Origin of the sequence: Thermoflexus sp., assembly GCF_042408365.1 — a bacterium.
Taxonomy (GTDB): Bacteria; Chloroflexota; Anaerolineae; order Thermoflexales; family Thermoflexaceae; genus Thermoflexus.
Genome location: NZ_JBHOQJ010000177.1, coordinates 1 through 21,046, shown reverse-complemented (window position 1 = coordinate 21,046; position 21,046 = coordinate 1). Strand labels below are relative to the sequence as shown.

19 protein-coding genes are annotated in these 21,046 nt (G+C 65.5%); 2 read left to right on the top strand and 17 right to left on the bottom strand.

Annotation, left to right across the window (positions count from 1 at the left end; all coding sequences use genetic code 11):
- The 17 genes from ACFMO5_RS08255 to ACFMO5_RS08175 all read right to left on the bottom strand — a co-directional run.
- Window positions 1-936: AAA family ATPase (locus ACFMO5_RS08255; protein ID WP_376792273.1), on the bottom strand; the 936-nt coding region annotated here is incomplete at its 3' end.
- A gap of 227 nt (window positions 937-1,163) precedes the next feature.
- Window positions 1,164-2,432: an exonuclease SbcCD subunit D gene (locus tag ACFMO5_RS08250; RefSeq protein WP_376792272.1), complete on the bottom strand. Its 1,269-nt coding sequence runs from the start codon at window positions 2,430-2,432 to the stop codon at window positions 1,164-1,166.
- A 31-nt stretch (window positions 2,433-2,463) separates the two neighbouring features.
- Window positions 2,464-3,171 (bottom strand): hypothetical protein, encoded by a 708-nt coding sequence (locus ACFMO5_RS08245; protein ID WP_376792271.1) that lies wholly within the window; start codon window positions 3,169-3,171, stop codon window positions 2,464-2,466.
- 56 nt (window positions 3,172-3,227) lie between these two features.
- Window positions 3,228-3,455: a zinc ribbon domain-containing protein gene (locus ACFMO5_RS08240; protein WP_376792270.1), complete on the bottom strand. Its 228-nt coding sequence runs from the start codon at window positions 3,453-3,455 to the stop codon at window positions 3,228-3,230.
- 175 nt (window positions 3,456-3,630) lie between these two features.
- The gene (locus tag ACFMO5_RS08235; protein ID WP_376792269.1) at window positions 3,631-4,857 is read right to left on the bottom strand and encodes an aminotransferase class I/II-fold pyridoxal phosphate-dependent enzyme; all 1,227 of its coding nucleotides are present in this window, start codon (window positions 4,855-4,857) and stop codon (window positions 3,631-3,633) included.
- Window positions 4,858-5,135: 278 nt separating this feature from the next.
- Window positions 5,136-5,906: an ABC transporter ATP-binding protein gene (locus ACFMO5_RS08230; RefSeq protein ID WP_376792268.1), complete on the bottom strand. Its 771-nt coding sequence runs from the start codon at window positions 5,904-5,906 to the stop codon at window positions 5,136-5,138.
- On the bottom strand, window positions 5,903-6,913 hold the full coding sequence (locus tag ACFMO5_RS08225; RefSeq protein WP_376792267.1) for an ABC transporter substrate-binding protein: 1,011 nt from the start codon (window positions 6,911-6,913) through the stop codon (window positions 5,903-5,905). The genes ACFMO5_RS08230 and ACFMO5_RS08225 overlap by 4 nt, the downstream gene beginning before the upstream one ends.
- 70 nt (window positions 6,914-6,983) lie before the next feature.
- Window positions 6,984-7,760 (bottom strand): ABC transporter permease, encoded by a 777-nt coding sequence (locus tag ACFMO5_RS08220; protein ID WP_376792266.1) that lies wholly within the window; start codon window positions 7,758-7,760, stop codon window positions 6,984-6,986.
- A 1,017-nt stretch (window positions 7,761-8,777) separates the two neighbouring features.
- Window positions 8,778-9,797: a molybdopterin-binding protein gene (locus ACFMO5_RS08215; protein WP_376792265.1), complete on the bottom strand. Its 1,020-nt coding sequence runs from the start codon at window positions 9,795-9,797 to the stop codon at window positions 8,778-8,780.
- Entirely contained in the window at window positions 9,794-10,558 is a 765-nt protein-coding gene (locus tag ACFMO5_RS08210) for an XdhC family protein (protein ID WP_376792264.1), read from the bottom strand. The genes ACFMO5_RS08215 and ACFMO5_RS08210 overlap by 4 nt, the downstream gene beginning before the upstream one ends.
- Before the next feature lie 37 nt (window positions 10,559-10,595).
- Window positions 10,596-10,907: an XdhC family protein gene (locus tag ACFMO5_RS08205; protein WP_376792263.1), complete on the bottom strand. Its 312-nt coding sequence runs from the start codon at window positions 10,905-10,907 to the stop codon at window positions 10,596-10,598.
- A gap of 37 nt (window positions 10,908-10,944) precedes the next feature.
- Window positions 10,945-12,180 (bottom strand): VWA domain-containing protein, encoded by a 1,236-nt coding sequence (locus tag ACFMO5_RS08200; protein ID WP_376792262.1) that lies wholly within the window; start codon window positions 12,178-12,180, stop codon window positions 10,945-10,947.
- 97 nt (window positions 12,181-12,277) lie between these two features.
- Window positions 12,278-13,192, bottom strand: a complete 915-nt coding sequence (locus ACFMO5_RS08195) for an AAA family ATPase (RefSeq protein WP_376792261.1) — start codon at window positions 13,190-13,192, stop codon at window positions 12,278-12,280.
- 265 nt (window positions 13,193-13,457) lie between these two features.
- Window positions 13,458-14,318 (bottom strand): FAD binding domain-containing protein, encoded by an 861-nt coding sequence (locus ACFMO5_RS08190; RefSeq protein WP_376792260.1) that lies wholly within the window; start codon window positions 14,316-14,318, stop codon window positions 13,458-13,460.
- A 68-nt stretch (window positions 14,319-14,386) separates the two neighbouring features.
- A complete protein-coding gene (locus ACFMO5_RS08185; RefSeq protein WP_376792259.1) occupies window positions 14,387-16,741 on the bottom strand; it encodes a xanthine dehydrogenase family protein molybdopterin-binding subunit in 2,355 nt (784 codons plus the stop codon).
- 53 nt (window positions 16,742-16,794) lie between these two features.
- Window positions 16,795-17,271: a (2Fe-2S)-binding protein gene (locus ACFMO5_RS08180; RefSeq protein WP_376792258.1), complete on the bottom strand. Its 477-nt coding sequence runs from the start codon at window positions 17,269-17,271 to the stop codon at window positions 16,795-16,797.
- A 214-nt stretch (window positions 17,272-17,485) separates the two neighbouring features.
- Window positions 17,486-17,929, bottom strand: a complete 444-nt coding sequence (locus ACFMO5_RS08175) for a carbon monoxide dehydrogenase subunit G (protein WP_376792257.1) — start codon at window positions 17,927-17,929, stop codon at window positions 17,486-17,488.
- Window positions 17,930-18,198: 269 nt separating this feature from the next.
- On the opposite strand from ACFMO5_RS08175, the gene ACFMO5_RS08170 reads away from it, so the two are divergent.
- Window positions 18,199-19,701: a leucyl aminopeptidase gene (locus ACFMO5_RS08170; RefSeq protein ID WP_376792256.1), complete on the top strand. Its 1,503-nt coding sequence runs from the start codon at window positions 18,199-18,201 to the stop codon at window positions 19,699-19,701.
- Between the two features lie 223 nt (window positions 19,702-19,924).
- Window positions 19,925-20,962, top strand: coding sequence for an RNA-guided endonuclease InsQ/TnpB family protein (locus ACFMO5_RS08165; protein ID WP_376792255.1), 1,038 nt, complete (start codon window positions 19,925-19,927; stop codon window positions 20,960-20,962).
- Window positions 20,963-21,046 lie beyond the last annotated feature (84 nt).

Genomic DNA, 21,046 nt, shown 5'->3' with positions numbered 1-21,046 from the left:
GTGGGCCTCCCGGGAGGCCTCGTCCATCCGCGCGAGGGCCTCCCGCGCCCGTTGCAGCTCCTCCCACGCTGAAACGATCGAAGCCCGCCGGGCGATCAGCTCACGCCAATGCCTCAGGGATTCCTGCTGCCGAGCGATCTGCTCCGCCAGGTGACTGAGGGTGCGCTCGTTCTCTTGTCGCTGCTCCTTCAGAGCCCGGAGCTGTTCCTCGATCGATCGCGCCCGGTCCTGATCCCGGCGCAGCCCCTCCCATTCCCGCTCCACCGCCTCCCGTTCCTCCTGTCGGGCCAAATGCTCCATCGACGCCTGCTGGAAGGCGGCTTCGTACTCCGGCCGCCGCTGCAGTTCATTCTCATACTCTTGGATTCGCCACTTCAGGTTTTCCAACTCCATGTCGACCTGGCGGATCTTCTCCTTCGTTCTCTCTTCTAACCTCGCCCATTGATCCAGCCGCAGGATGTCGGCCAAGACCTCCTTGCGTTCGGCCGGGGTCTTGGTGGTGAACTCATCGGCGCGCCCCTGGCGGATGAAGGCGGAATTGACAAACGTATCGAAGTCGATCTGGAGGACCTGGTGGATCGCCTCCTGGGTTTCACGGATCCCAGCGCCGGAAAGGGAGCGCTGGCGGGGCGCCACCATCTGGAAGTCGAGCAGGTTCCCCTTCCCGCGCCGCCGAACCCGGGTCACCCGATAAGTGGCCTCTCCCAACCGAAACGTCAGGCTCACCCGGGCCTCTTTCTCCCCCCGATGGACCAGGTGATCTTGGTCCTGACCGCGGGACGTTTTACCCCATAGCACCCAGGTGATGGCGTCCAGGAGGCTGCTCTTGCCGGCGCCGTTCGGCCCCACCAGGGCGGCCAGATGTAGGCCGGTGAAATCCAGCTCCCCCTCGCGATAACTTAAGAAGTTCTTTAACTCCAACCGCACCAGCTCCATCGCTACCTCTCGCTTCTCGCTTGATAGGGAATTGAGGCCGGATTGAGCTTGTGGTGTTTCTTCACATTGGGGTATGCCATCGGGAAGACAAGTGACCCCTCCCCACAGCCCAGAGAGCTGCAGGGAGGGGGAGAAATCCTTTGGGGGCTGGGGGCTGCCTTCGACGGCCCCCAGCCCCCAAAGGATCACCACCAATCATTCGTGGAACACCTTGCCATCCCTCGCGATCAGAGGTCTTCCTGCTCCTTCATCAGCTGCTCCGCCGCCCGCAACAATCGAGCACGCCACTCAGGGTCAGGTGGGGGATCCCGGGACTCCAAATAGCGCTCTAACAACTCCAGCGGGGTTAACCGCTCGACCTCGCCCAGCGCCAGGCGGAGGCGGGTGATCTCCTCCTTCTCGATTCGAACGCTGGAGATGTAGAACGCGCCCGCTTTCTCCAGCTCCTCCCGCAAGCGCGCCTCCCGCATGCTCTCGATCTGCTCGGGCCGGATGCGGACGTGCACGCGCACCACCGCATCCCGGAGCGATGGCGCGGCGCGGCGGATCTGAGCGATGGCGGTCATCTCCGGGTCGGAGGCGTTCCGAAGGTCAATCGCCAATGTGGTGAACCGCCTCGCCGGGAGCTCCACGAAACGCCACTGCGTATCCCCGCGGCGCACCTCAACCCAGCAAAACCCCTTCCGCTCCTCTTCCTCTGTGAAGTCCACCCGCTCGACGCTTCCGCTGTATACAATCGGGGGAGAACCGTCGCCCACCGCCTGATGCTTGTGGATGTGGCCTAAGGCCACGTAATCGATCGCCGGGTGCTGAAACATCGAAGGGGGCAGAACCACATCGTAGCCGATCATCACCTGGCGCTCGGAGCCATAAGTGGCTCCCTCCACGGAGAAATGGCCGGCCACGACCGTCGGCAGAGCTGGATCGATCTCGGCCTCTAACATGCGCTGCAGCAACACATAGAGGGCTTCCCGCAGCTTGTGGTCCAGCTCCTCCAGAGGAAGGTTCCGCCATGCTTCGTCCTTCAGGAGCCGCGTCCGCACCGGGAAGGGCATCGCGATCAGCTGGAGACGGCCCCGGCGGGTATCGATTCGGTGCACGGCCTCCCGACGCCCCACGATTAAGCGATCCCCCTCCCGCAACAGCGACCGGAACTCCGCAAAGATATCCAGCGGGGTCGCACGCTTCTCCATCCCCGGCAGGTCGTGGTTGCCCACCAGCAAGAACACCGGAATCCCAGCCTCGAGCAAGCGTCGGAGGCGGGCGGCGAACTCTCTCAAATAGGTGGGGGATGGATCCCGGTTCTTGAAGGCGTCGCCGCAGAAGAGGACCAGATCGGCCTCCTCGTGGATCGCATGCTCCACCACGCGATCGAAGGCCTGCAGGAAGTCCACCACCCGCCGGTTCAGCCCGGTCTGCGGATCGATCTGGCCGTAGGCTTCGATGCCGATATGAAGATCCGCGAAGTGAAGCACCCGGATGGGCTCTCCTGCCATGCTCCGCTTCCCTCCACGTCGCCCCGGATCCCTAACGACGGCGCCACCAGCGCCATCCCCAGCGAAGGAGCAAAAGGGTTCCCCAGACCCCGAAGAGGGTGAACGTCCATCGGACTCCCGTGAAAAAGGCTCCCAGGAGCGCTTCCAACCCGAGACTGCTCCCTGGGAGGGGCTGCCGGAGGCCCGGGATCGGTGTGGGAGTCGGGCCCGGGGTTGCGGTGGGCGGGAGCTCGATCTGGACGGTTGGGGTCATCGCGAATGTGCCCGTCGGCTCCGGCTCGATCGTAGGGGCGATCGGTTCCGTGGGGGTGGGCGTCGGCTGGGCGTTCGCTACCCGATATCCTGGGAAGAGGAAGTCATGCCAACCCCCGCCCTGATCCCATACTCGAATCAGGATCACGTATTCCCCGTCTGGGAAGAGACGGGTATCCCACGTCGCCAGCACCGTGGGCGTATCCGCCCGGACCGATCGGCCTTGAACCAGCCAGCGCCATTCCTTTGAGAAGTCATGAGCGTCTAAGATCGCCACATCGTATTTGGCGAAATTCGGATGGGTGGCGATCCCCACGATGTCCACAGTGCCCCAGACCGGCTGATCCCGCGGGGGTGAGATCACCTGGGCCTGAAAATCGCCCTGAGCCCAGACGCCCGGGGATCCCAGCGGAAGAGCGAGACTGATCCAGATCAGTCCGATCCCCAAGGCGCCCTTCAGGAGGCGGAAAGGATGCCCATGGGTCATCGCATGCCTCCGGCCGGCTGGATCCCAGCGCCTCCTCAGCGCGCTGTGGATTTCCCTCATCCGTGCAGCCCACATGCGGCGCAGCTATGAGAGGAACAGGCCGCGCAGCCGGTAGGCCCCGCCACCACCTTTCCGTCGCTGATGGCAGCGAAGAGGGAGATCAGCCGGCCGGTCCGGGTGCTGCCACACGCTGTGCATGGCGCCGGATCGTCCGCCTGGGCCATCCCGCGCAGGAGCTCAAATTTCATCCCGCAGTCCCGGCACAGGTATTCATAAAGCGGCATCCTGGAAGCCTCTCCTTGAGACAGGTTCGCGCACCCCTATTGAAACGACCTGTAGCGCTCATCCTTCGCGCCCGCTCCCCGCGAGGGCGCTTTGCCGGCAGATTCCCACCTTCCCCAATCTAGCTCTTACATTACGGCCAACCGAATCCGTGCCGAAGCGTCCCATCCGTCGCGGCTACGAGGTCGGGGACGCCGATGCTTCCACATGCGCCGTGGAGGGGTTGATGAGGCCAAGCATACGACCCACCCGCTCGAAGATCTCCAGGCCGCGCTCCAGCTGCTCGTCGGTGTGGGTGGCCATATAAGAGGTGCGAAGAAGTTGTTTCCCTGGAGGAACGGCTGGCCCCACCACGCAGTTCACGTAGACCCCTTCCTCGAACAGAGCCTTCCACGCCAGGGCCGTTCGGATGTCGTCGCCGATGATGATCGGCACGATCGGAGTTTGGCTGGGTCCGATGTCAAAGCCCAGGCGCTTGAGCTCGTAGCGCATTTTGGCTCCGATCTCGTTCACCCGCTGGACGCGCTCTGGCTCCTCCAGCATGACCTCCAGGGCGGCCAGCACCGCGGCCACGTTAGGGGCGGGCAGGCTGGCGCTGAAGATCAGAGAACGGGCGTGGTGCTGGATGTAATGAATCACCGGCTCGTCCCCAGCGATGAAGCCGCCGATCGAGGCGAAGGACTTGCTGAAGGTGCCCATGATCAGATCCACCTGATCCGTGAGCCCGAAGTGGGCGGCGGTCCCTCGGCCGTTGGGCCCAAGCACACCCAGGGAATGCGCGTCATCCACCATCAGCCGCGCCCCGTATTTCCGGCAGGCCTCCACCAGCTGCGGCAACGGCGCGATGTCCCCGCCCATGGAGTAGACCCCATCGACCACCACCAGCTTGCCGGCCTCCTGGGGGAGAGAGGCCAATTGCCGCTCCAGGGCCGCGATGTCGTTGTGGGAGAACCGCTTGGTGATCCCCATGGACATCCGGGCGCCGTCTACGATGCTGGCGTGATCCTCCTTGTCCAGGATCACGTAATCCCCTCGCCCGACCAGCGCGGAGATGGTCCCGAGGTTGGTCTGGTAGCCGGTGGAGAACACGAGGGCCGCTTCCTTGCCCACAAAGGCTGCCAGGCGCTCCTCCAGCTCCCGATGGAGCTTCAGCGTCCCGTTCAGGAAGCGGGAGCCGGTGCAGGAGGTCCCATAGCGCTTCAGGGCCTCGATCGCCGCCTCTTTCACCTTCGGATGGGTGGTCAAGCCCAGGTAGTTGTTGGATCCGAACATGAGGATACGGCGCCCTTGGTAGACCACCTCGGTCCCCTCGGTGTCCTCCAGGGGGATGAAATACGGGTAAATGCCGGCTGCCATCGCCTCTTTCGCAGTGGTGAACTCGTGGCACTTCGCGAAGATATCCATCGCTTCCTCCAGCCGGATTCGATAGGCTCGACGTTCGATTCCACCCCAAAAGCTTTTCTCAGCTCAAAGTTGGCTTACACCCATTCATTGTAAGAGGAGCGCTCTCCAAGTCAACTGGGCCCCGGATCCCAGCGAGGCCTTCCAGCTGCCGGTAGTCGCCTCTTTGGATGGTGGAGCTTCAAACCCCCAAAATTCAAAGGGGCTACGCGATGAGGGGAATGCCCCCTCCTCGTGCGGCAGAGCCACACGAGGAGGTAAAGGATTCCTTCCAGATTCAATTATGCCCCTCCATTCCCTAACGCCTGGCGGATGGCCCATACCGTCTGGAGGAAGGTCGGATGCGACCAGCGGTCCGCCCCGCGGGGGCGGGGGAGCGGAACTTGGATCTCGGCTATGATCGATCCTGGGCGCGGGCTCATCACCAGCACGCGGTCCGCCAGCCAGGCCGCTTCCTGGACATCATGGGTGACCATCAGCACGGTCTTCCGCTGCCGCTCCCATAGGTCGACCAGCACCTCGTTCAGCCGCTCTCGGGTGATCGCATCAAGGGTCGCGAAAGGCTCATCCAGAAGCAGGATCTCCGGGTTGGCGGCCAGGGCGCGGGCCAGCGCCACCCGCTGCTGCATCCCTCCGGAGAGCTCCCGGGGGTAGGCGTGCTCGAAGCCCTGAAGCCCCACTTGCTCCAGCCACGCCTGGGCCTGGCGCGCCGCCTCGAGGCTGGGCCACCCGCTCAGCTCCAGGGGCAGCCGCACGTTCTCCAGCGCCGTCCGCCAGGGCAACAGCGAGTCCTTCTGGAACACAATCCCGATCCGCGGATCCGGCCCTTGAAGGGGTTGAGCCCCCAGCCAGACCTCCCCCTGGGTCGGCCGGAGCAGACCCGCCAGGATCCGCAACAAGGTGGTCTTCCCACACCCGGAAGGCCCCACCAAGCAAACGAACTCCCCCGGCCGCAAGGCGAGCGAGACCTCCCGGAGGGCCGGGATCTCCCCTCGCGGGGTGAGGTAGATATGGGTGATCCGGCGCGCGGACAGGATCGATCGATCGCTCATCGCCCGCGTTCCACCTGGGGCCAGAGCTCCTCCACAAAGGCGTTGGTGAACATCCGCGGGACGTCCCCCGGTTCCTGGAGCTGACCCATGCGCACCAGCACAGCAACCATCTCTTGCCATGCCCGCAGATCGGAGCGACCGAGCACCTCCGCCTGCCACAGCGGCAGCGTGGTCTGGAGCACTTCCCACTGGGCCGCCTCGTTCTCACCGCTTAGGCCTTCCACGTATTTCTTGCTGATCTCGAAGGCCTCCCGCGGATCCCGCAGGGTATCCCGCAAGCCTCGCAGGAAGGCCCGCAGGAACCGCCGCACCAGATCCGGCTGATCCCGGATCGTCCGCTCGTTGGTGATGATCCCGTTGCCGACCAGGGCCGCGTGATCCGCGACGTCGATGACATCCACCGCGAGGCCGGCCCGTCGCAGCACCAGCGGCTCGTTGTTAATGTAACCCACCGCCGCGTCCACCTTCCCCTCCTTCACCGCCGCCACCTGGGTGAAGCCTCCCAAGTCCACGGCCTCCACCTCCTCATCCCGCAGACCGGAGGCGTAGAGCAGCGCCTTGAACCCCACATAGGAGGCGCCGAAGAAGCCGGGCAGGCCCACCTTTCGACCCCGCAGATCTTGGGGAGTCCGGATCCCTCTCTCCGCCAGCGCGAAGACCGCGATGGGATAGCGCTGATACCACTGGGCGACCATCACCACGGGCAGCCCCTGGGCCCGGGCCAGGGGCACCTGCTCGCCGCTCACCACAGCGAAGGGCAGCTGCCCCGCCCCCACCAGCTGCACGCCGTTGGTCTCGAAGCTGTAGTCGAAGGAAAGCTCGATCCCTTCCTGGGCGAAGTAGCCCTTATCGACGGCCACATAGAAAGGGGCGAACTGGACGTTGGCGATATACCCCATCGGCAGGCGGATGGGGATGGGGGTGGCCGGTCCCGGCGGAGCAGAGAGGACCTGGCACGCGGTTAGCGCGATGAGAAGTAAGCCCGATGGAATCCAGCGACGAGACATCGTTCACCTCCTGTAGGATTTTTCAGGCCGAAGCGGCCCAGGGGGAAGATCAACGAACACACGATCCCTTTCACGGACGCGCCCAGCGGTGCTCCAGCGCAGAAATCACCCCGTATAGCAACAGGGCCTGGGAGGCCAAAAGGATGATCCCACTGAACACCAGGGGGGTATCGTAGAGCCCCTGACCCTGCTTGATCAGGAAGCCGATCCCTCGGTCGGCGCTGATCAGCTCTCCCACGAACGCTCCGATCACCGAGAGGGTCCCTCCAATCTTGAGCCCTCCGAAGATCATGGGCAGCGCCGCTGGCCACTCCAGCTTCCAGAAGGTCTGCCACCGAGTGGCTTGGAGGCTGCGGAACAGCTCCCGCCACTCGGGAGGAACCTGACGGAAGCCGGCGATGGCCGAGATCAGGACGGGGAAGAAGGCGATGAGGGCGCTGACCAGGACCCGGGCCAACAGCCCGGGGCCGAACCAGATGATCAAGAGCGGCGCCACCGCCACGATGGGCACTGCCTGGGAGGCCACCAGATAAGGGGCCACCAGCCGCTCGAAAGGCCGCCAATGCGCCAGCGGATAGGCCAGGAGCAGGCCGACGGCGACTCCCAAGCCCAGGCCCAGCCCGACCTCGACCGCCGTCGCCCACCAGTGGCGCCAGAGCGTCCCTTCGACCGCCATCGCCCATAGCCGGGCGGCCACCCGCTCCGGCCCGGGGAGGATGAACGGCGGGTAGTTCCCCAGGCGGACGAGGAGGGTCCAGACCAACACGAAAAGCAGCGCCGCCCCTATGCGGGGAAGCCAGATCCCGATACGCCTCGTGATGCTCCACTCGGTCGCTTTTTCATACATCTTGAGGATCTCCATTCCGCAACTCGTTGAGCCGAACTCGGCGCTCCACCGCCCAGCGGTTGGTTTCCTCGCGGGCTCTTAGAGATGGGGCCCTTTCCCTCTCGCTCGCGGGCCCCGAGCAGCGCAACCCCTAGGCCTGAAATAAAAAAGCCCCGAAGGATTCTCAGACCCTCGGGGCAGGAAACAAGACACGAGCCCGGAAGCGCTGGCCTTCCGGACCTCCCTTCCCACCGCGCCAACAAAAAGCCCCCGTAGGTCCTTCGACCTCCGGGGGCAGGATAAACCATAAGGTTTCACCGCGCACGGGACAACCGCCCCAAAGGTGTTTCGCAGAACCTTCAGGGCACGCCTCGCGCCATGCGCGGCGCGCCGTGGGAATGCCACCTGCTCCCATCCCGACTATACGGTCGGCCCCGGACTTTCACCGGTGTCCTGCCTCGGCGCTGTCGGCCTCGGCTCGCGGGCTGAGGAGGTGAGCGAAGCTCCCTCCATCACCGCCGATCGGGAATTGGCCGCCTCGAGACGGCCTCACCCTGCCCCGCAGGTCGTGGTATTCAGTTGTTGCAGAAGGATCTCTCCTTGGATCACGACAGGTTCACTGTCGTGACCCAGAAGAAGATCTTGAACCATCACTTATGATAACCAACCTCATCCCCCCTGTCAAAAAGAGACCCCGAAAATTTCGGCTTTCCGGGATCCTTTGCCGAATGGTGGTCTCCCCGAAGGGTGGATGATTCGACGGTCTTGCGCGTGTGGATGACCCATCCCCCTGGGGCACCCATGTAAAGGCATCCACGAGGGGTGCCTCTATCCTATCCCACGGCCACGCCCAACGAAGTTCTCTGTGGAACGATCATCCACACGCGTTGGGAGACTATCCCGGGGAGATCAAGGGCAGTCATATGGATTAGGGCTGAGGAGGCCCAGAAGGCGGCCTTCTTAACACACAAAGCCTCTCCTGGGGTGCCAGGGCCTCAGCATCCCACGAACGTTTCCAGGAGAGAGCACGCACAGGCTTTACGCAGGAGTTCCAACCCATCGAGGGGCGGGGCGTTCTTCTACATCCTCTAACAACCCGCCGTGGCCCATCGACGCGATCTCCTCCCGGGTCAGACGGAGCCCGGCCATCAGGCGGGGGATCACCCAGTCCACCACGTTCCGGTGACGGCTCCGGGCGCACCCCGGCGCCCCCAGGATGGGGATCTCCCCCCGATAGGCGATCAACAAAAGGTTCCCCGGATCGACCGGTGCGCCGAAGGCCTCAATCGTCCCCCCGATGCGCCGGATCGCCCGCGGGGCGATGTCCTCCTCATCCATGATCGCCGTCTCGCCCGCCAAGATCAGGAAATCCGCCCCCCGCTCGAGGGCCGCTTCCATCGCCTGCGCCAATTCGCCTTCCTCATGGCGCACCGTCTCCGTCCCGATCCATATCCCTCCCCACCGGAGCACGCGCTCCTGCAAAGGACCTTCGAAGTCGGCCGCCAAGCGGGGCCAGAGGGCCGGATGGCCGGAGAGGATCAGAGCGACCCGACGAGGCTGGAAGGGGAAAACGCCCATCAGGGGGCCATTCCCCTGGAGCAGCGCCTCCGCCTGGGCGACGACGGCCTCTGGCAGCGCAAAGGGGATGACTTTGAGGCTGGCGACCATCTGGCGGGCACGGACCACGCTCCCTCGGGTCAGGGTCGCCAACGTGACGCCCGGGAGGCGGTTCAATTGCGCCAGACGGTCGACTTCAACCAGGAACACCCCCGCTGCATCGGCTATGAAGTTCACCCGTCCCCCAGCCGCGGGCACGGGACGCAGGCCGGGGCCCTCGCAGGCCCGGGCAATGCGCCGCGCCGCCTCATCCTCCCCCACATCGCCGGGCTCCAGCTCGGCAACCACAACCTCCCGGTAGCCCTCCGCTTTCAGTCGAGCCACATCCTGATCGCTCAGACGCCGGCCCTTGCGGAACAGGCGGTTCCCATGCTGATCCGCCAGGTTGTGGGCCAACACCTTCCCCGCAGCCGCCTCCACCGGGACCGGTCCGAATTTCATGTCCGGGTCTCCTCCGGTATGGCCGTGTGCACGGCTTGCCGCAACCGACTTTGCTCCGCCACGATCTCCGCCATGATGCTCAACGCGATCTCCTCCGGAGTGCGCGCACCGATGTCCAGGCCGATGGGAGCATGGAGACGGGCCAAGAGCTCCTCCGGGACCCCTTTGCGGCGCAGGCGCTCCAGGCGCCGGGCGTTGGTCTTCCGGCTCCCCAGGGCGCCCACGTAGAAGGCCGGGCTCTGCAGCGCCGCGATCACCGCCGGGTCGTCCAGCTTGGGGTCATGGGTGAGGACCGCCACGGCCGTGCGGGAGGTGATGAGGTCCGGGAGAACCTCATCCGGCCAGGCATGGATCAGGCGGTCCACATGGGGGAATCGCTCCGGCGTGGCGAAGGTGCGGCGAGGGTCCACCAGGTAGACCCGCCAGCCCAGCACCTTGGCGATGGAAGCGAGGGCGATGCCGATGTGGGTGCCTCCTACGATGATCAACAGGGGGGCGGGGATGTGGGTTTCGATATAGACCTCCACCTCTCCTTCAGGGCTGAGGAGAATCACCGTGCCGGAGTGGCCGATGGCCAAATAGCGCTGGGCCAGCTCCCGGACCTGGCGGTCCAGCTCCGGGTGGACGCTCCCCCACCCATCCCCGGCCGGCTCGATAACCCACTTCGCCCCCACCCAGGCCTCAGGCCCGCGGATCACCGTCGCGATGGCCAGCGGCTCCTCCCTCCGGATCGCCTCCCGCACCCGGTCGAACCAGTTCATGGCTCCCCCCTCTGGGGCGATGGAAGATCTCCCACGTTTACGGCAGCGGCTCCACGAACACCTCAATCGTCCCCCCGCATGCCAGCCCCACGTCCCAGGCCATCTCGTCGCTGATCCCGAAACGGACCAAGCGGGGGCGCCCGGTGCGCAGGACCTCATGGGCGATCTCGAAGACCGCGCCCTCCACACAGCCCCCGCTCACGGATCCGGCCATCTCGCCGCCGGAGGAGACCGCCATCTTCGCCCCCACATCCCGAGGCGCGGAGCCGATCACCTTGACCACCGTGGCCAGCGCCACCCGCTCGCCCCGTTCCTTCCACCGCTCGATCGCCTCTAACACCTCACGCATCCCTGGACCTCCCGACGGCGATTTAGGACGATCCCCTTCAGAGCCTGTTTTCCCCGTTTATCCCTTCGAGCGCCTCCACCGGCCGGGGCCGACCCGAACGCCGGGCGGAGCGGCGGGGCGGAAGCCGCTCGAGATGAGTGGCCAACTGCTCCAAGCTGGCCAGGTTATGCACGGGAAGGAAATCATCAATGTAAGGGAGAGCGGCCTGCATCCCTCGGGTGAGCGGTTGATACCCGGGGATGCCCAACAGCGGGTTCAGCCAAATCAAACGATAGCACAGTTTCTGGAGCCGTTCCATCTCCCGGCGCAGGAGATCGATATCCCCCCGGTCCCAGCCATCGCTGATGATCATCACGACCGCCCCCCGACCGAGCACCCGTCGGGCCCAGTCACGGTTGAAGGCGTGCAGGCATTCGCCGATCCGCGTCCCCCCGGACCAGTCCATCACGGTCTTGCCGACCTCGCGCAGCGCCTCATCCAGATCTCGGTGGCGCAGGCAGCGGGTGATGCGGGTGAGGCGGGTGCCGAAGACAAAGGTCTCCACCTGGCGCCGGGTGTGGCTCAGGGCGTGGAGGAAATGCAGGAACATCCGGGCGTATCGCTCCATGGAGCCGCTGATATCGCAGAGCACCACCAGGGGGCGTGGCTTGCGCTTGCGGGTCCGCCAGAGCAGGCGCACCCATTCCCCATAGTGACGCATGCTCCGCCGCACGGTTCGCCGGAGGTCCAGGCGCTCCCCCTTCAGACCTGGGCGGAGGCGTCGGGTCTCCCGCTCATGGATCCGCCAGCGCAGCCGGGCCATCAGCCGCCGGGCGAGTTGGATCTCCTCCTCAGAGAACCGCTCGAACTGCTTCCGGCGCAGGATCTCGATGGGGCTATAGGTCATCGCCCGGTCGGCCAGGATCACCGGCGGGGCTTCCGGGTTCCCCGGCTGAGGTTGCGGGGAAGGGAGGTGCCCCACTTCGGCCGGGCGGGGGCGGCTCTCCCGCCGACGGACGGGGCCGGGGGCGGTGGGGAGGAGCCCCGGGGGAAGCAGGCCACCCATCTGGGGATTGCGCCAGAACCACTCGAAGATGCGGTCGAAGGCCTCCAGGTCCTCCCGACGACAGATCAGCGTGCAACGGGCAGTATGATAGAAGGCCTCCCGATCCCCGATGGGGATCCACTCCAACGCCCGCACCAAGGCCATGATCTGGCCCGGGGTGATCGGGATCCCGGCCGCCCGAAGCGTTCGACCGAAACGGATCAGGTGATGAAGGAAATAACCGGACATCCGATTTCTGCTTGCGCGTAATGTTTGGTAGGAGTCGCGCCGTTCGGAGCCTGCGGGAGGGGATCACGCCTTGCGGGCTGCGGTGTGGATGGAGGCACTATACGCCCCCCGCCATCTCGGCCTGGAGCATCGCCTTCGCCAGCAGATCCCGCGCCATCTCGCCCCGCACCTTGAGCACATCGTCCTGATACTTCAGCAGCACCCCCAGGGTCTCATCGATCACCGCTGGGTCCAGCTCCGTCTGGTCCAACGCCAGCAAGGCCGCTGTCCAGTCCAGGGTCTCGGCGACGCCGGGAAGCTTGTAGAGATCCAGCCGACGTAGCTCCTGGACGAAGGCCACGATCTGGCGAGTCAGGCGCTCCGGGGCCTCCGGGATCCGGGCCCGCACGATCATGACCTCTTTCTCGAAAGATGGGTAATCGATCCAGAAGTAGAGACAGCGACGCTTGAGGGCGTCGTGGATCTCCCGCGTCCGGTTGGAGGTGATGACCACGATCGGTGGCTGCTCTGCCCGCACCGTCCCGATCTCCGGGATGGTGATCTGCCAGTCGGAGAGCAGCTCCAGCAGGAACGCTTCGAACTCCTCATCCGCCCGGTCCAGTTCGTCGATGAGCAACACCGGGGCGCGGCCGTTCTTCGCCTCGAGGGCCTGGAGGAGCGGTCGTTTGATCAGGAAGGCCGGGCTGAAGATCTGCTGGCGGATGCGGGCCTCGTCCCGCTCGCCGGTGGCCTCCAGCATCCGGATCTGCAGGATCTGGCGGGCGTAATCCCACTCGTAGACCGCGCTGTGGACGTCCAGCCCCTCGTAGCACTGGAGGCGGATCAGCTCGGTCTGGAGCAAGCTCGCCAGGACCTTCGCGACCTCCGTCTTGCCGACACCGGGCTCGCCCTCCAGGAACAAGGGGCGACCCAGGCGCAACGCCAAGTAGATCGCGGTCGCCAGCCCGCGGTCCGCGATGTATTGGTGAGCCTGCAGGGCCTGGATCACCTCATCGATCGAGCGAGGAAACACCACGCATGCCCTCCGCTGCCCATGAAGTCAGGGGCTAGGATTACAGGTTCGAGGAAATTCTAACACGAATTATCCAAAATGTAATGCTCCTTACCCGATTTGAGAACTGGGATGGCAAGCCACGAAGGGCCCCATCCTAAACATAGGGGCAGGCACAAGGCCTGCCCCTACGAAACGACCGCCAAAAACAACCCAGGGGTGCGCATGGGGTCCCATACGCACCCCCGATGCTCCCGGGTCGAAGATCGGCATCGAACCCTGCTTCCTACGCCGCCCGTTCAGCCGCCCGAAGCAGGGCCCGGCGGGTCAGCACGGCGCATAGATGTGCCCGGTAGGCCGCCGAGGCAAAGGGATCGCTCAGCAAGCCCTCCGGGCTCACCATGTTCTCGGTCGCCGCCCGCACCGTTGCCTCATCCAGCCGCTTGCCGGCCAGCGCCTGCTCCACATTCGTGGCCCGGAAGGCCTTCGGGGCCGCACCGGTGATGCCGATCCGCGCCTCCCGGCAGACTCCCCCTTCCACCCGGACCACCACGGCGACCCCCACCACAGCGTAGCGGGAGGCCGGATGCGGGAACTTCTCGTAGGCCCAACCCGTTCCCTTGCCCAGGACCGGCACGTGGACCTCGGTCAGGATCTCGCCGGGCTGGAGGGCGGTGGTGAGCATTCCGACGAAGAAATCGTCCGCAGCGATCATCCGCTCACCCCCCGGCCCCACTGCCTTCACGGTCGCCCCCAGGGCCAACATCGCCGCCGGGTAATCCGCCGCTGGGTCCGCATGGGCCAGGCTCCCGCCGATGGTGCCCATGTTGCGCACCGGGGGATCCCCGATGTAGGCGGCCACCTCGGGAAGGAGCGGGCACCACTGCTTCAACTCCCCGGAGTGCTCCACCTCGCGGTGGGTGGTCAGGGCGCCAATGATCACCGTCCCGTCGGTCCGCCGGATCCCCTTGAGCTCCGCCACCCGCCCGATGTCCACCAACGCCGGCGGGTTCGCCAGCCGGAGCTTCATCAGGGGGATCAAGGAATGCCCGCCCGCCAGCACCTTGGCCTCTGGATGCTGACGCAGGAGGCTTAAAGCCTCCTGAAGCGTGCTCGCCCGATAGTACTCAAAAGATGCCGGATACATCGCCCCCTCCTCTCCGGTTAGGATGCCCAGGGGGTGGGAAGGGCATCCGCCGTTCCCACCCCACCGCATCAGGCCGCGCGGGCCGTCTGGATGGCCCGCCAGATCTTCTCCGGGGTGAACGGCATATCGAGGTGCTGGATCCCGAAGGGCGCCAGGGCGTCCATCACCGCGTTGGCCACCGCCGCGGTCGCCGCGATGGTCCCGGTTTCCCCGATCCCCTTGACCCCCAGCGGGTTGTGGGGACACGGCGTCACGGTGTGATCGATCTCGAAGGACGGCAGGTCATCTGCCCGCGGGAGGGCGTAATCCAGCATGGAAGCCGAAAGGAGCTGGCCGTTCTCATCGTAGATCGCGCCCTCCAGCAGCGCCTGCCCGATCCCCTGGGCGATGCCGCCGTGGACCTGACCTTCCGCGATCAGCGGATTGATGATCCGCCCGGCGTCGTCCACCGCCACGTAGCGCAGGATCTTCACCTTCCCGCTCTCCGGATCCACCTCCACCACGCAGATGTGGGTGCCGAAGGGGAAGGTGAAGTTCTTCGGATCGTAGAAGGAAGAGGCTTCCAGCCCGGGCTCCAAGCCCGGCGGGTAGTTGTGGGCCAGGTACGCCTGAAGGGCCACCTCCTGGAAGGTCTTGAATCGATCCGGCACGCCTTTCACATAGAACTTGCCGTCCTCGAAGACGACGTCCTCCTCCGCCGCCTCCAGGAGATGCGCCGCGATCTTGCGGGCCTTCTCCTTGATCTTCTGAAGGCTCAAGACGATGGCGCTGCCGCCCACCGGGGCGCTCCGGCTCCCGTAAGTCCCCATCCCGAAGGGCACGCTCCCCGTGTCCCCGTGGACGATCTCCACATCCTCGATGGGGATCCCCAGCTCATCGGCCACGATCTGGGCGAAGGCGGTCTCGTGGCCCTGGCCATGGGTATGGGAGCCGGTGTAGACCGTCACCTTGCCCGTGGGGTGCACGCGGACCAGGGCGCTCTCCCAGAGGCCGGCCTGGGCGCCCAGGGAGCCGACAACCTGGGAGGGGGCGATGCCGCAGGCCTCGATGTAGCAGGAGAGGCCGATGCCGATGTAGCGGCCCTGCTTGCGCAGCTCCTCCTGTTGCCGGCGCAGCTCCTTGTAGTTGACTATCTCCAGGGCCCGGTTCAGGGCGCCCTCGTAATTGCCGCTGTCGTACTGAAGGGCCACCGGCGTTTGGTAGGGGAACCGGTCCGGCGGGATGAAGTTCTTGCGGCGGAACTCCGCCGGATCCTCCCCCAGCTCCCGGGCCATCCGGTCCATCAACCGCTCCACCACATATGTGGCCTCCGGCCGCCCAGCCCCCCGGTAGGCATCCACCGGCGTGGTGTGGGTGAAGACACCGGTCACCTCACAATAGATCGTCGGGATCTCATACTGGCCGGAGAGCAGGGTGCCGTAAAGGTAAGTGGGGATCGCGGGGGCGAAGGTCGAGAGATAGGCCCCCAGGTTGGCGATGGTTTTCACCCGCAGCCCCAGGATCTTTCCCCTCTCATCCACCGCCAGCTCGGCTTCGGTGATGTGGTCGCGGCCGTGGGCGTCGCTCACGAAGCTCTCCCGCCGCCGCGCCGTCCACTTCACCGGCCGGCCGACTTGCTTGGCGGCCCAAGTGACGATGGTCTCTTCCGGATAAAGGAAGATCTTGCTCCCGAAGCCGCCGCCCACATCCGGGGAGATCACCCGGAGCTTGTGCTCCGGGATGCCCAGGACGAAGGCAGCCAACAGCAGGCGGTGGACGTGGGGGTTTTGGCTGGTGACCCACAGGGTGTATTCGTCGGTGGCTGGGTTATACTGGGCCATCGCCGCCCGAGGCTCAATGGCGTTCGGGATCAACCGCTGATTGACCAGCTCCAGCTTCACCGTCCGATGGGCCCGTCGGAACGCCTCCTCGGTTTTCTCCTTGTCACCGATGGACCAGCGGAAGCAGACGTTGTCGGGGGCCTCATCGTGGACCGCGGGGGCGCCGGGCTGAAGGGCCTTCGCGCCGTCGGCCACCGCGGGGAGGGGTTCATACTCCACCTCCACTAGCTCCGCCGCGTCCTCCGCCGTGTAGCGATCCTGGGCGATCACCACCGCCACGATCTCCCCTATATGGCGGACCTTATCCACGGCCATGGGGTAGTGCGGCGGGAGCTTCATGTCGGGGAGCAGCCATCCGCATGGGAGGGGCTTCACGCCGCTATCCACCATATCCTTCCCGGTGAACACGGCGATCACCCCGGGATGCTGCAAGGCTTTTTCTTTGTGAACGGCCTTGATCCGAGCGTGGGCGTGGGGGCTGCGGACCATCGCCGCGTAAACCAGACCAGGCAGGGTCAGATCATCCACATACGTGCCGCGCCCAGTGATGAAGCGCGGATCCTCCCGCCGTTTCATCGCCACACCGAAATAGCGCGTCGCCATCGCCGCCCTCCTTTGCCCCATCCAAGTCGGGTGGAATACGCACGCTTTGAGCCTCAGGCCTGCACGCGGAGCCTCTCGGCCGCGTAGCGCACAGCTCGAACGATGTTGTGATAGCCGGTGCAGCGGCAGTAGTTCCCCTCCAGCGCGCGACGGATCTCCTCCTCGCTGGGGTTGGGGTTGCGCTGCAGGAGGTCATAAGCAGCGAGGATCATGCCGGGGGTGCAGAAGCCGCACTGGAGGCCGTGCATCTCCCAGAAGCCTTCCTGGAGCGGATGGAGCTGCCCATCCCGCGCCAGGCCTTCAATGGTGGTGATCTGAGCCCCATCCGCCTGAACGGCGAAAACCGTGCACGATTTCACGGCTTTCCCGTCCATCAGGATCACGCAGGCGCCACACTGGCTGGTGTCGCACCCCACGTGGGTCCCGGTCAGCCCCAGGACCTCCCGGATGAAATGCACCAGAAGCATCCGGGGCTCTACCTCCCGCTGATACACCTGGCCGTTCACCGTGACCGTCACTGGAACTTTCATGGGCCCCTCCTTATGTGTAAAGAGAAGGAATGGAAGCATTACGCGCAGCTGAAAACCCTTGGGAGCCGCCTTTCCCAACCCAGCAATCCCTGTGGTGCCGTTTTACCACCACAAGCGCCCCACCCGTTCCAGTTCACGCTGCTTCAACAATTTTCAGATGCGCTCGGACATTCCTTATCCGGACTGTGATTAGGAAGAGAAAATGTTCTTCCCTTCAAGAGGAGGAACCCAGCTGGGCCTCGAGGTTCTTCAAGCCCTGGTTCACCAGCATCTGAGCAGTGGGCTCCAGGAGCCGGGCGCCCATGCTCATCAGCAAGCCGGTCACGACCGCCTCGCCCTCGTAATGCATCACGGTCTCACCGTCCTCGGCGGTGAGATCGATGACGCCGTTGGCATCCACCGTGCCTTGAGGACCCTGAGCCTGAATCCGGATGCGATAATGGTTGGGGGGATCAATCTCGGAGAGGGTGATGCGAGCTTTATAACGACCGCTGATGGGCCCGATGCCCAGGCGCATTTCCGCCTCATACACATCGTTCCCCACAGGCTCCAAACGTTCCACCCCAGGCAGCAGGCGGGCGATCACCTGAGGATTCATCAGGGCCCCCCAAACCCGAGCGATCTCCGTCTTGAACCGATAGGACCCTTGCAATCGCATCGAGGTGCTCACCTGGGAGGATCTCATCCGAAGGCATTTCCGATTATAGCGGAAGTCATTAATTGCTGTCAAGACATGGTGCGCTTTTCAACCTTAAATGGGCAGCTTCGAGAAATATACAACAAATTAGTGACTTATCGCACAATCTCCATCCATTTCCGTTTGCAACCCCAGTTTATCCAGAGGACAGCAACACCGCCGCGACGAGTGGACGGTGTGGGGAAATTATGTTATAACGCCCCGAGAGGATCCCCTACTGGAGGTCTTCGATGCAAATTGAGGTCCGGATCGGTGCGATCCAAGCGGTGGAGGCGGATGCCGTGGTGGTGAACCTGCTGGAAGGGGTAACCAGCCCCGGTGGAGCCACCGCGGCGGTGGATCGGGCGCTGGAGGGGAAGATCTCGCGGGTGTTGGCGGCCGGGGATTTCCGGGGCCGCCTGGGCGAGACCCTGGTGCTCTATACCGACGGGCGGATCCCGGCGCCACGGGTGATCTTGGTCGGGTTGGGCCCGGAGGCCTCCTTCCACGCGGAGAAGGTCCGCCACGCCGCCGCGGCCGCCGCCCAACGCGCCCGGGACCTGAATGTGCGGCGGCTCGCCACGGTGGTCCACGGAGCCGGTCGCGGGGGCCTTTCCCCCGAGGAGGCGGCCCAGGCGACGGTCGAGGGCACCCTGTTGGGCCTTTACACCTATCAACGGAAGAAGGAAAACGCTAGCCGACAGGGACCGGAGGTCCTTCTGCTGGTGGAATTCGACGCCGCGAAGGAAGCGTCCATCGCCGCCGGGGCCCGCCGCGCGGAGATCCTCGCCCGCTTCGTGAACCAGGTTCGGGATTGGGTGAACGAGCCGGGGTCCGTGATGACCCCACGCCGGTTGGCGGAGGAGGTAACCGGGCTGGCCCGTGAGGTGGGCGTGCAGGCCCAGGTGCTGGACGAGCAACAGATCGCGGCACTGGGCATGGAGGCGCTCCTCGCCGTCTCCCGGGGCAGCGAGGAGCCGCCCCGCTTCATCATCCTGGAATACACCCCAGGGGGGCAGCGGGAGCAGCCGGTGGTCTTGGTGGGGAAAGGGATCACCTTTGACAGCGGAGGCCTGAACCTGAAAAGCGAGGAAGGGATGTTGACCATGAAGGGGGATATGGCCGGCGCGGCCGCCGTGTTAGGCGCGACCCTGGCCGCCGCCGCCCTCCAACTGCCCGTCCCTATTGTGGCCCTGGCCCCGGCCTGCGAGAACATGCCCTCCGGTCGGGCTTACAAGCCCGGGGACATCCTGCGCGCCCTCAACGGCAAGACCATCGAGATCGTGAACACCGACGCCGAGGGCCGGCTGATCCTGGCGGACGCCCTCTCCTACGCGGCGCGTTACAACCCCCGGGCGGTCATCGATGTGGCCACCCTCACCGGAGCGGCGATCATCGCCCTGGGGCAGGATGTGGCCGCCGCTCTGTTTTCGGACCACGACGAGCTGGCGGCGGCGCTGCTCCGCGCCGCCGAGGCGACCGGGGAGCGTCTGTGGCGGATGCCGTTGTGGGAAGATTACCTGGAGCGCATTAAAAGCGAGGTCGCGGACGTGAAAAACAGCGGCGGGCGCTATGGGGGGGTGGGGACCTCCGCCATGTTCCTCAAACAGTTCGCCCCGGAGGGCGTCCCCTGGGCCCACCTGGACATCGCGCCAATGGATATGGCCGAGAAGGCTCGCGGCTACGTCCCGAAAGGCGGGACGGGATACGGGGTGCGCCTGTTGGTGCGCTACCTGGAGGATCCCAAGCCGTAACGGAACGATTTCATGCGCTGAACGGCGCTGATCTGTTCACTGGTGAAATCCCTTTGGGGTGCGGGCCGCTGACGTGGCTCGCACCCCAGAGAAAACCGTTCTTCTCCCCTCCTCGTGGGGTTCCCAACTGCTCCCATTTTTGTTATCATCTATCGCGATGTAAAAGACGCCACAGTCGTCGCTCGGCCCGTCGGTGAGCCCGGAAGGCCCTGGAGGTTCTGCGATGCGAGTGACCCAAGCCTTCCGCTTGGAGCTCGCCCCCAACGTCGCGCCGCGCATCGCCCTCGCCCAGCCCGTGGGGGCGGCCCGCTTCGCCTCCCACGGGGGCCTGGCCCGCTGCCGGGAGGCCTTGGAGCCGGGAAGACGCCTCCCCTCCGCCCGGGCGCTCCACAAAGAATGGAACCGCTGGAAACGCGCGCACGCCCCCTGGTGGCAGGAGGTCTCCCAATGCGCCCCCCAGGAGGCCTTCCGGGACCTCGAGCGGGCCTTTCGGAACTGGCGCGCCAGGAGGGCGGGAAAGCCCCGCTTCAAACGGAAGAAAGCCCTCGAGGACCCCAAGGCCCGCCTCACCGGCGCCATCCGGGTGTCCCCTCGCCACGTGCCGCTGCCGCGCCTGGGGAGGATCCGCACCCAGGAGTGGACGGAGAAGCTTCTTTCCCTCCTTCAAGCGGGGAAGGCCCGGATCCTTTCCGTTACCATCGCCCGGGAGGCCGACCGCTGGTTCGTGCGCCTCCCGGGCGAGGTGGAGCGCCCGGATTCCGTCCCCCGCGCAGGGGAGCCGGTGGGGATCGACCTGGGGCGGATGTTCTTCCTCGTGCGGTCCGATGGGACGCGGATCGAGGCGTCGAAGTTCCTGGCGAAGGCGCTGCGATTACTGCGCCGCCGCTCGCGGCAGCTTTCCCGCCAGCCGAAGGGATCCCGAAACTATGCCCAGGCTTCGTTGCGGTTGCCTGCCTCCGGTCCCCACCGGGCGGGCGAAACCCCAGCCGGTGCGGGGGGTGGAGGCGCTGAGCGTGCGGGGGATGGTCCGGGGCCGGCTCTCCCGGTCGGTCGCCGATGCGAGGTGGGGGATGTTCCTTCGGTTCCTGGCCTCCAAAGCCCAATGGGATGGGGCGACGCTCATCGTGGCCCCGCCGGATTGCCCGTCCACCCGGCGCTGCTCGCGGTGTGGGGGGTAGGGCCGAAGGGGCCCCGGTCGGTGCGCGTGTTTCGGGGCGGGAGTGTGGGCGGGAGATCGATCGGGATCTCAACGCCGCCTTGAACCGAAGGCAATACAGGTTGGCCGCCCGCAAAGGCCCTACCGGGAGTTCCCCGGGAACTTGGGGCACCCCGCGCGATCCTTTGG

Excerpts from the sequence above, each read along its gene's own strand:
- ACFMO5_RS08250 (WP_376792272.1), bottom strand. The coding sequence starts at position 2,432 with ATGGCAGGAGAGCCCATCCGGGTGCTTCACTTCGCGGATCTTCATATC.
- ACFMO5_RS08245 (WP_376792271.1), bottom strand. The coding sequence starts at position 3,171 with ATGACCCATGGGCATCCTTTCCGCCTCCTGAAGGGCGCCTTGGGGATC.
- ACFMO5_RS08240 (WP_376792270.1), bottom strand. The coding sequence starts at position 3,455 with ATGCCGCTTTATGAATACCTGTGCCGGGACTGCGGGATGAAATTTGAG.
- ACFMO5_RS08235 (WP_376792269.1), bottom strand. The coding sequence starts at position 4,857 with ATGGATATCTTCGCGAAGTGCCACGAGTTCACCACTGCGAAAGAGGCG.
- ACFMO5_RS08230 (WP_376792268.1), bottom strand. The coding sequence starts at position 5,906 with ATGAGCGATCGATCGATCCTGTCCGCGCGCCGGATCACCCATATCTAC.
- ACFMO5_RS08225 (WP_376792267.1), bottom strand. The coding sequence starts at position 6,913 with ATGTCTCGTCGCTGGATTCCATCGGGCTTACTTCTCATCGCGCTAACC.
- ACFMO5_RS08220 (WP_376792266.1), bottom strand. The coding sequence starts at position 7,760 with ATGTATGAAAAAGCGACCGAGTGGAGCATCACGAGGCGTATCGGGATC.
- ACFMO5_RS08215 (WP_376792265.1), bottom strand. The coding sequence starts at position 9,797 with ATGAAATTCGGACCGGTCCCGGTGGAGGCGGCTGCGGGGAAGGTGTTG.
- ACFMO5_RS08210 (WP_376792264.1), bottom strand. The coding sequence starts at position 10,558 with ATGAACTGGTTCGACCGGGTGCGGGAGGCGATCCGGAGGGAGGAGCCG.
- ACFMO5_RS08205 (WP_376792263.1), bottom strand. The coding sequence starts at position 10,907 with ATGCGTGAGGTGTTAGAGGCGATCGAGCGGTGGAAGGAACGGGGCGAG.
- ACFMO5_RS08200 (WP_376792262.1), bottom strand. The coding sequence starts at position 12,180 with ATGTCCGGTTATTTCCTTCATCACCTGATCCGTTTCGGTCGAACGCTT.
- ACFMO5_RS08190 (WP_376792260.1), bottom strand. The coding sequence starts at position 14,318 with ATGTATCCGGCATCTTTTGAGTACTATCGGGCGAGCACGCTTCAGGAG.
- ACFMO5_RS08185 (WP_376792259.1), bottom strand. The coding sequence starts at position 16,741 with ATGGCGACGCGCTATTTCGGTGTGGCGATGAAACGGCGGGAGGATCCG.
- ACFMO5_RS08180 (WP_376792258.1), bottom strand. The coding sequence starts at position 17,271 with ATGAAAGTTCCAGTGACGGTCACGGTGAACGGCCAGGTGTATCAGCGG.
- ACFMO5_RS08175 (WP_376792257.1), bottom strand. The coding sequence starts at position 17,929 with ATGCGATTGCAAGGGTCCTATCGGTTCAAGACGGAGATCGCTCGGGTT.
- ACFMO5_RS08170 (WP_376792256.1), top strand. The coding sequence starts at position 18,199 with ATGCAAATTGAGGTCCGGATCGGTGCGATCCAAGCGGTGGAGGCGGAT.
- ACFMO5_RS08165 (WP_376792255.1), top strand. The coding sequence starts at position 19,925 with ATGCGAGTGACCCAAGCCTTCCGCTTGGAGCTCGCCCCCAACGTCGCG.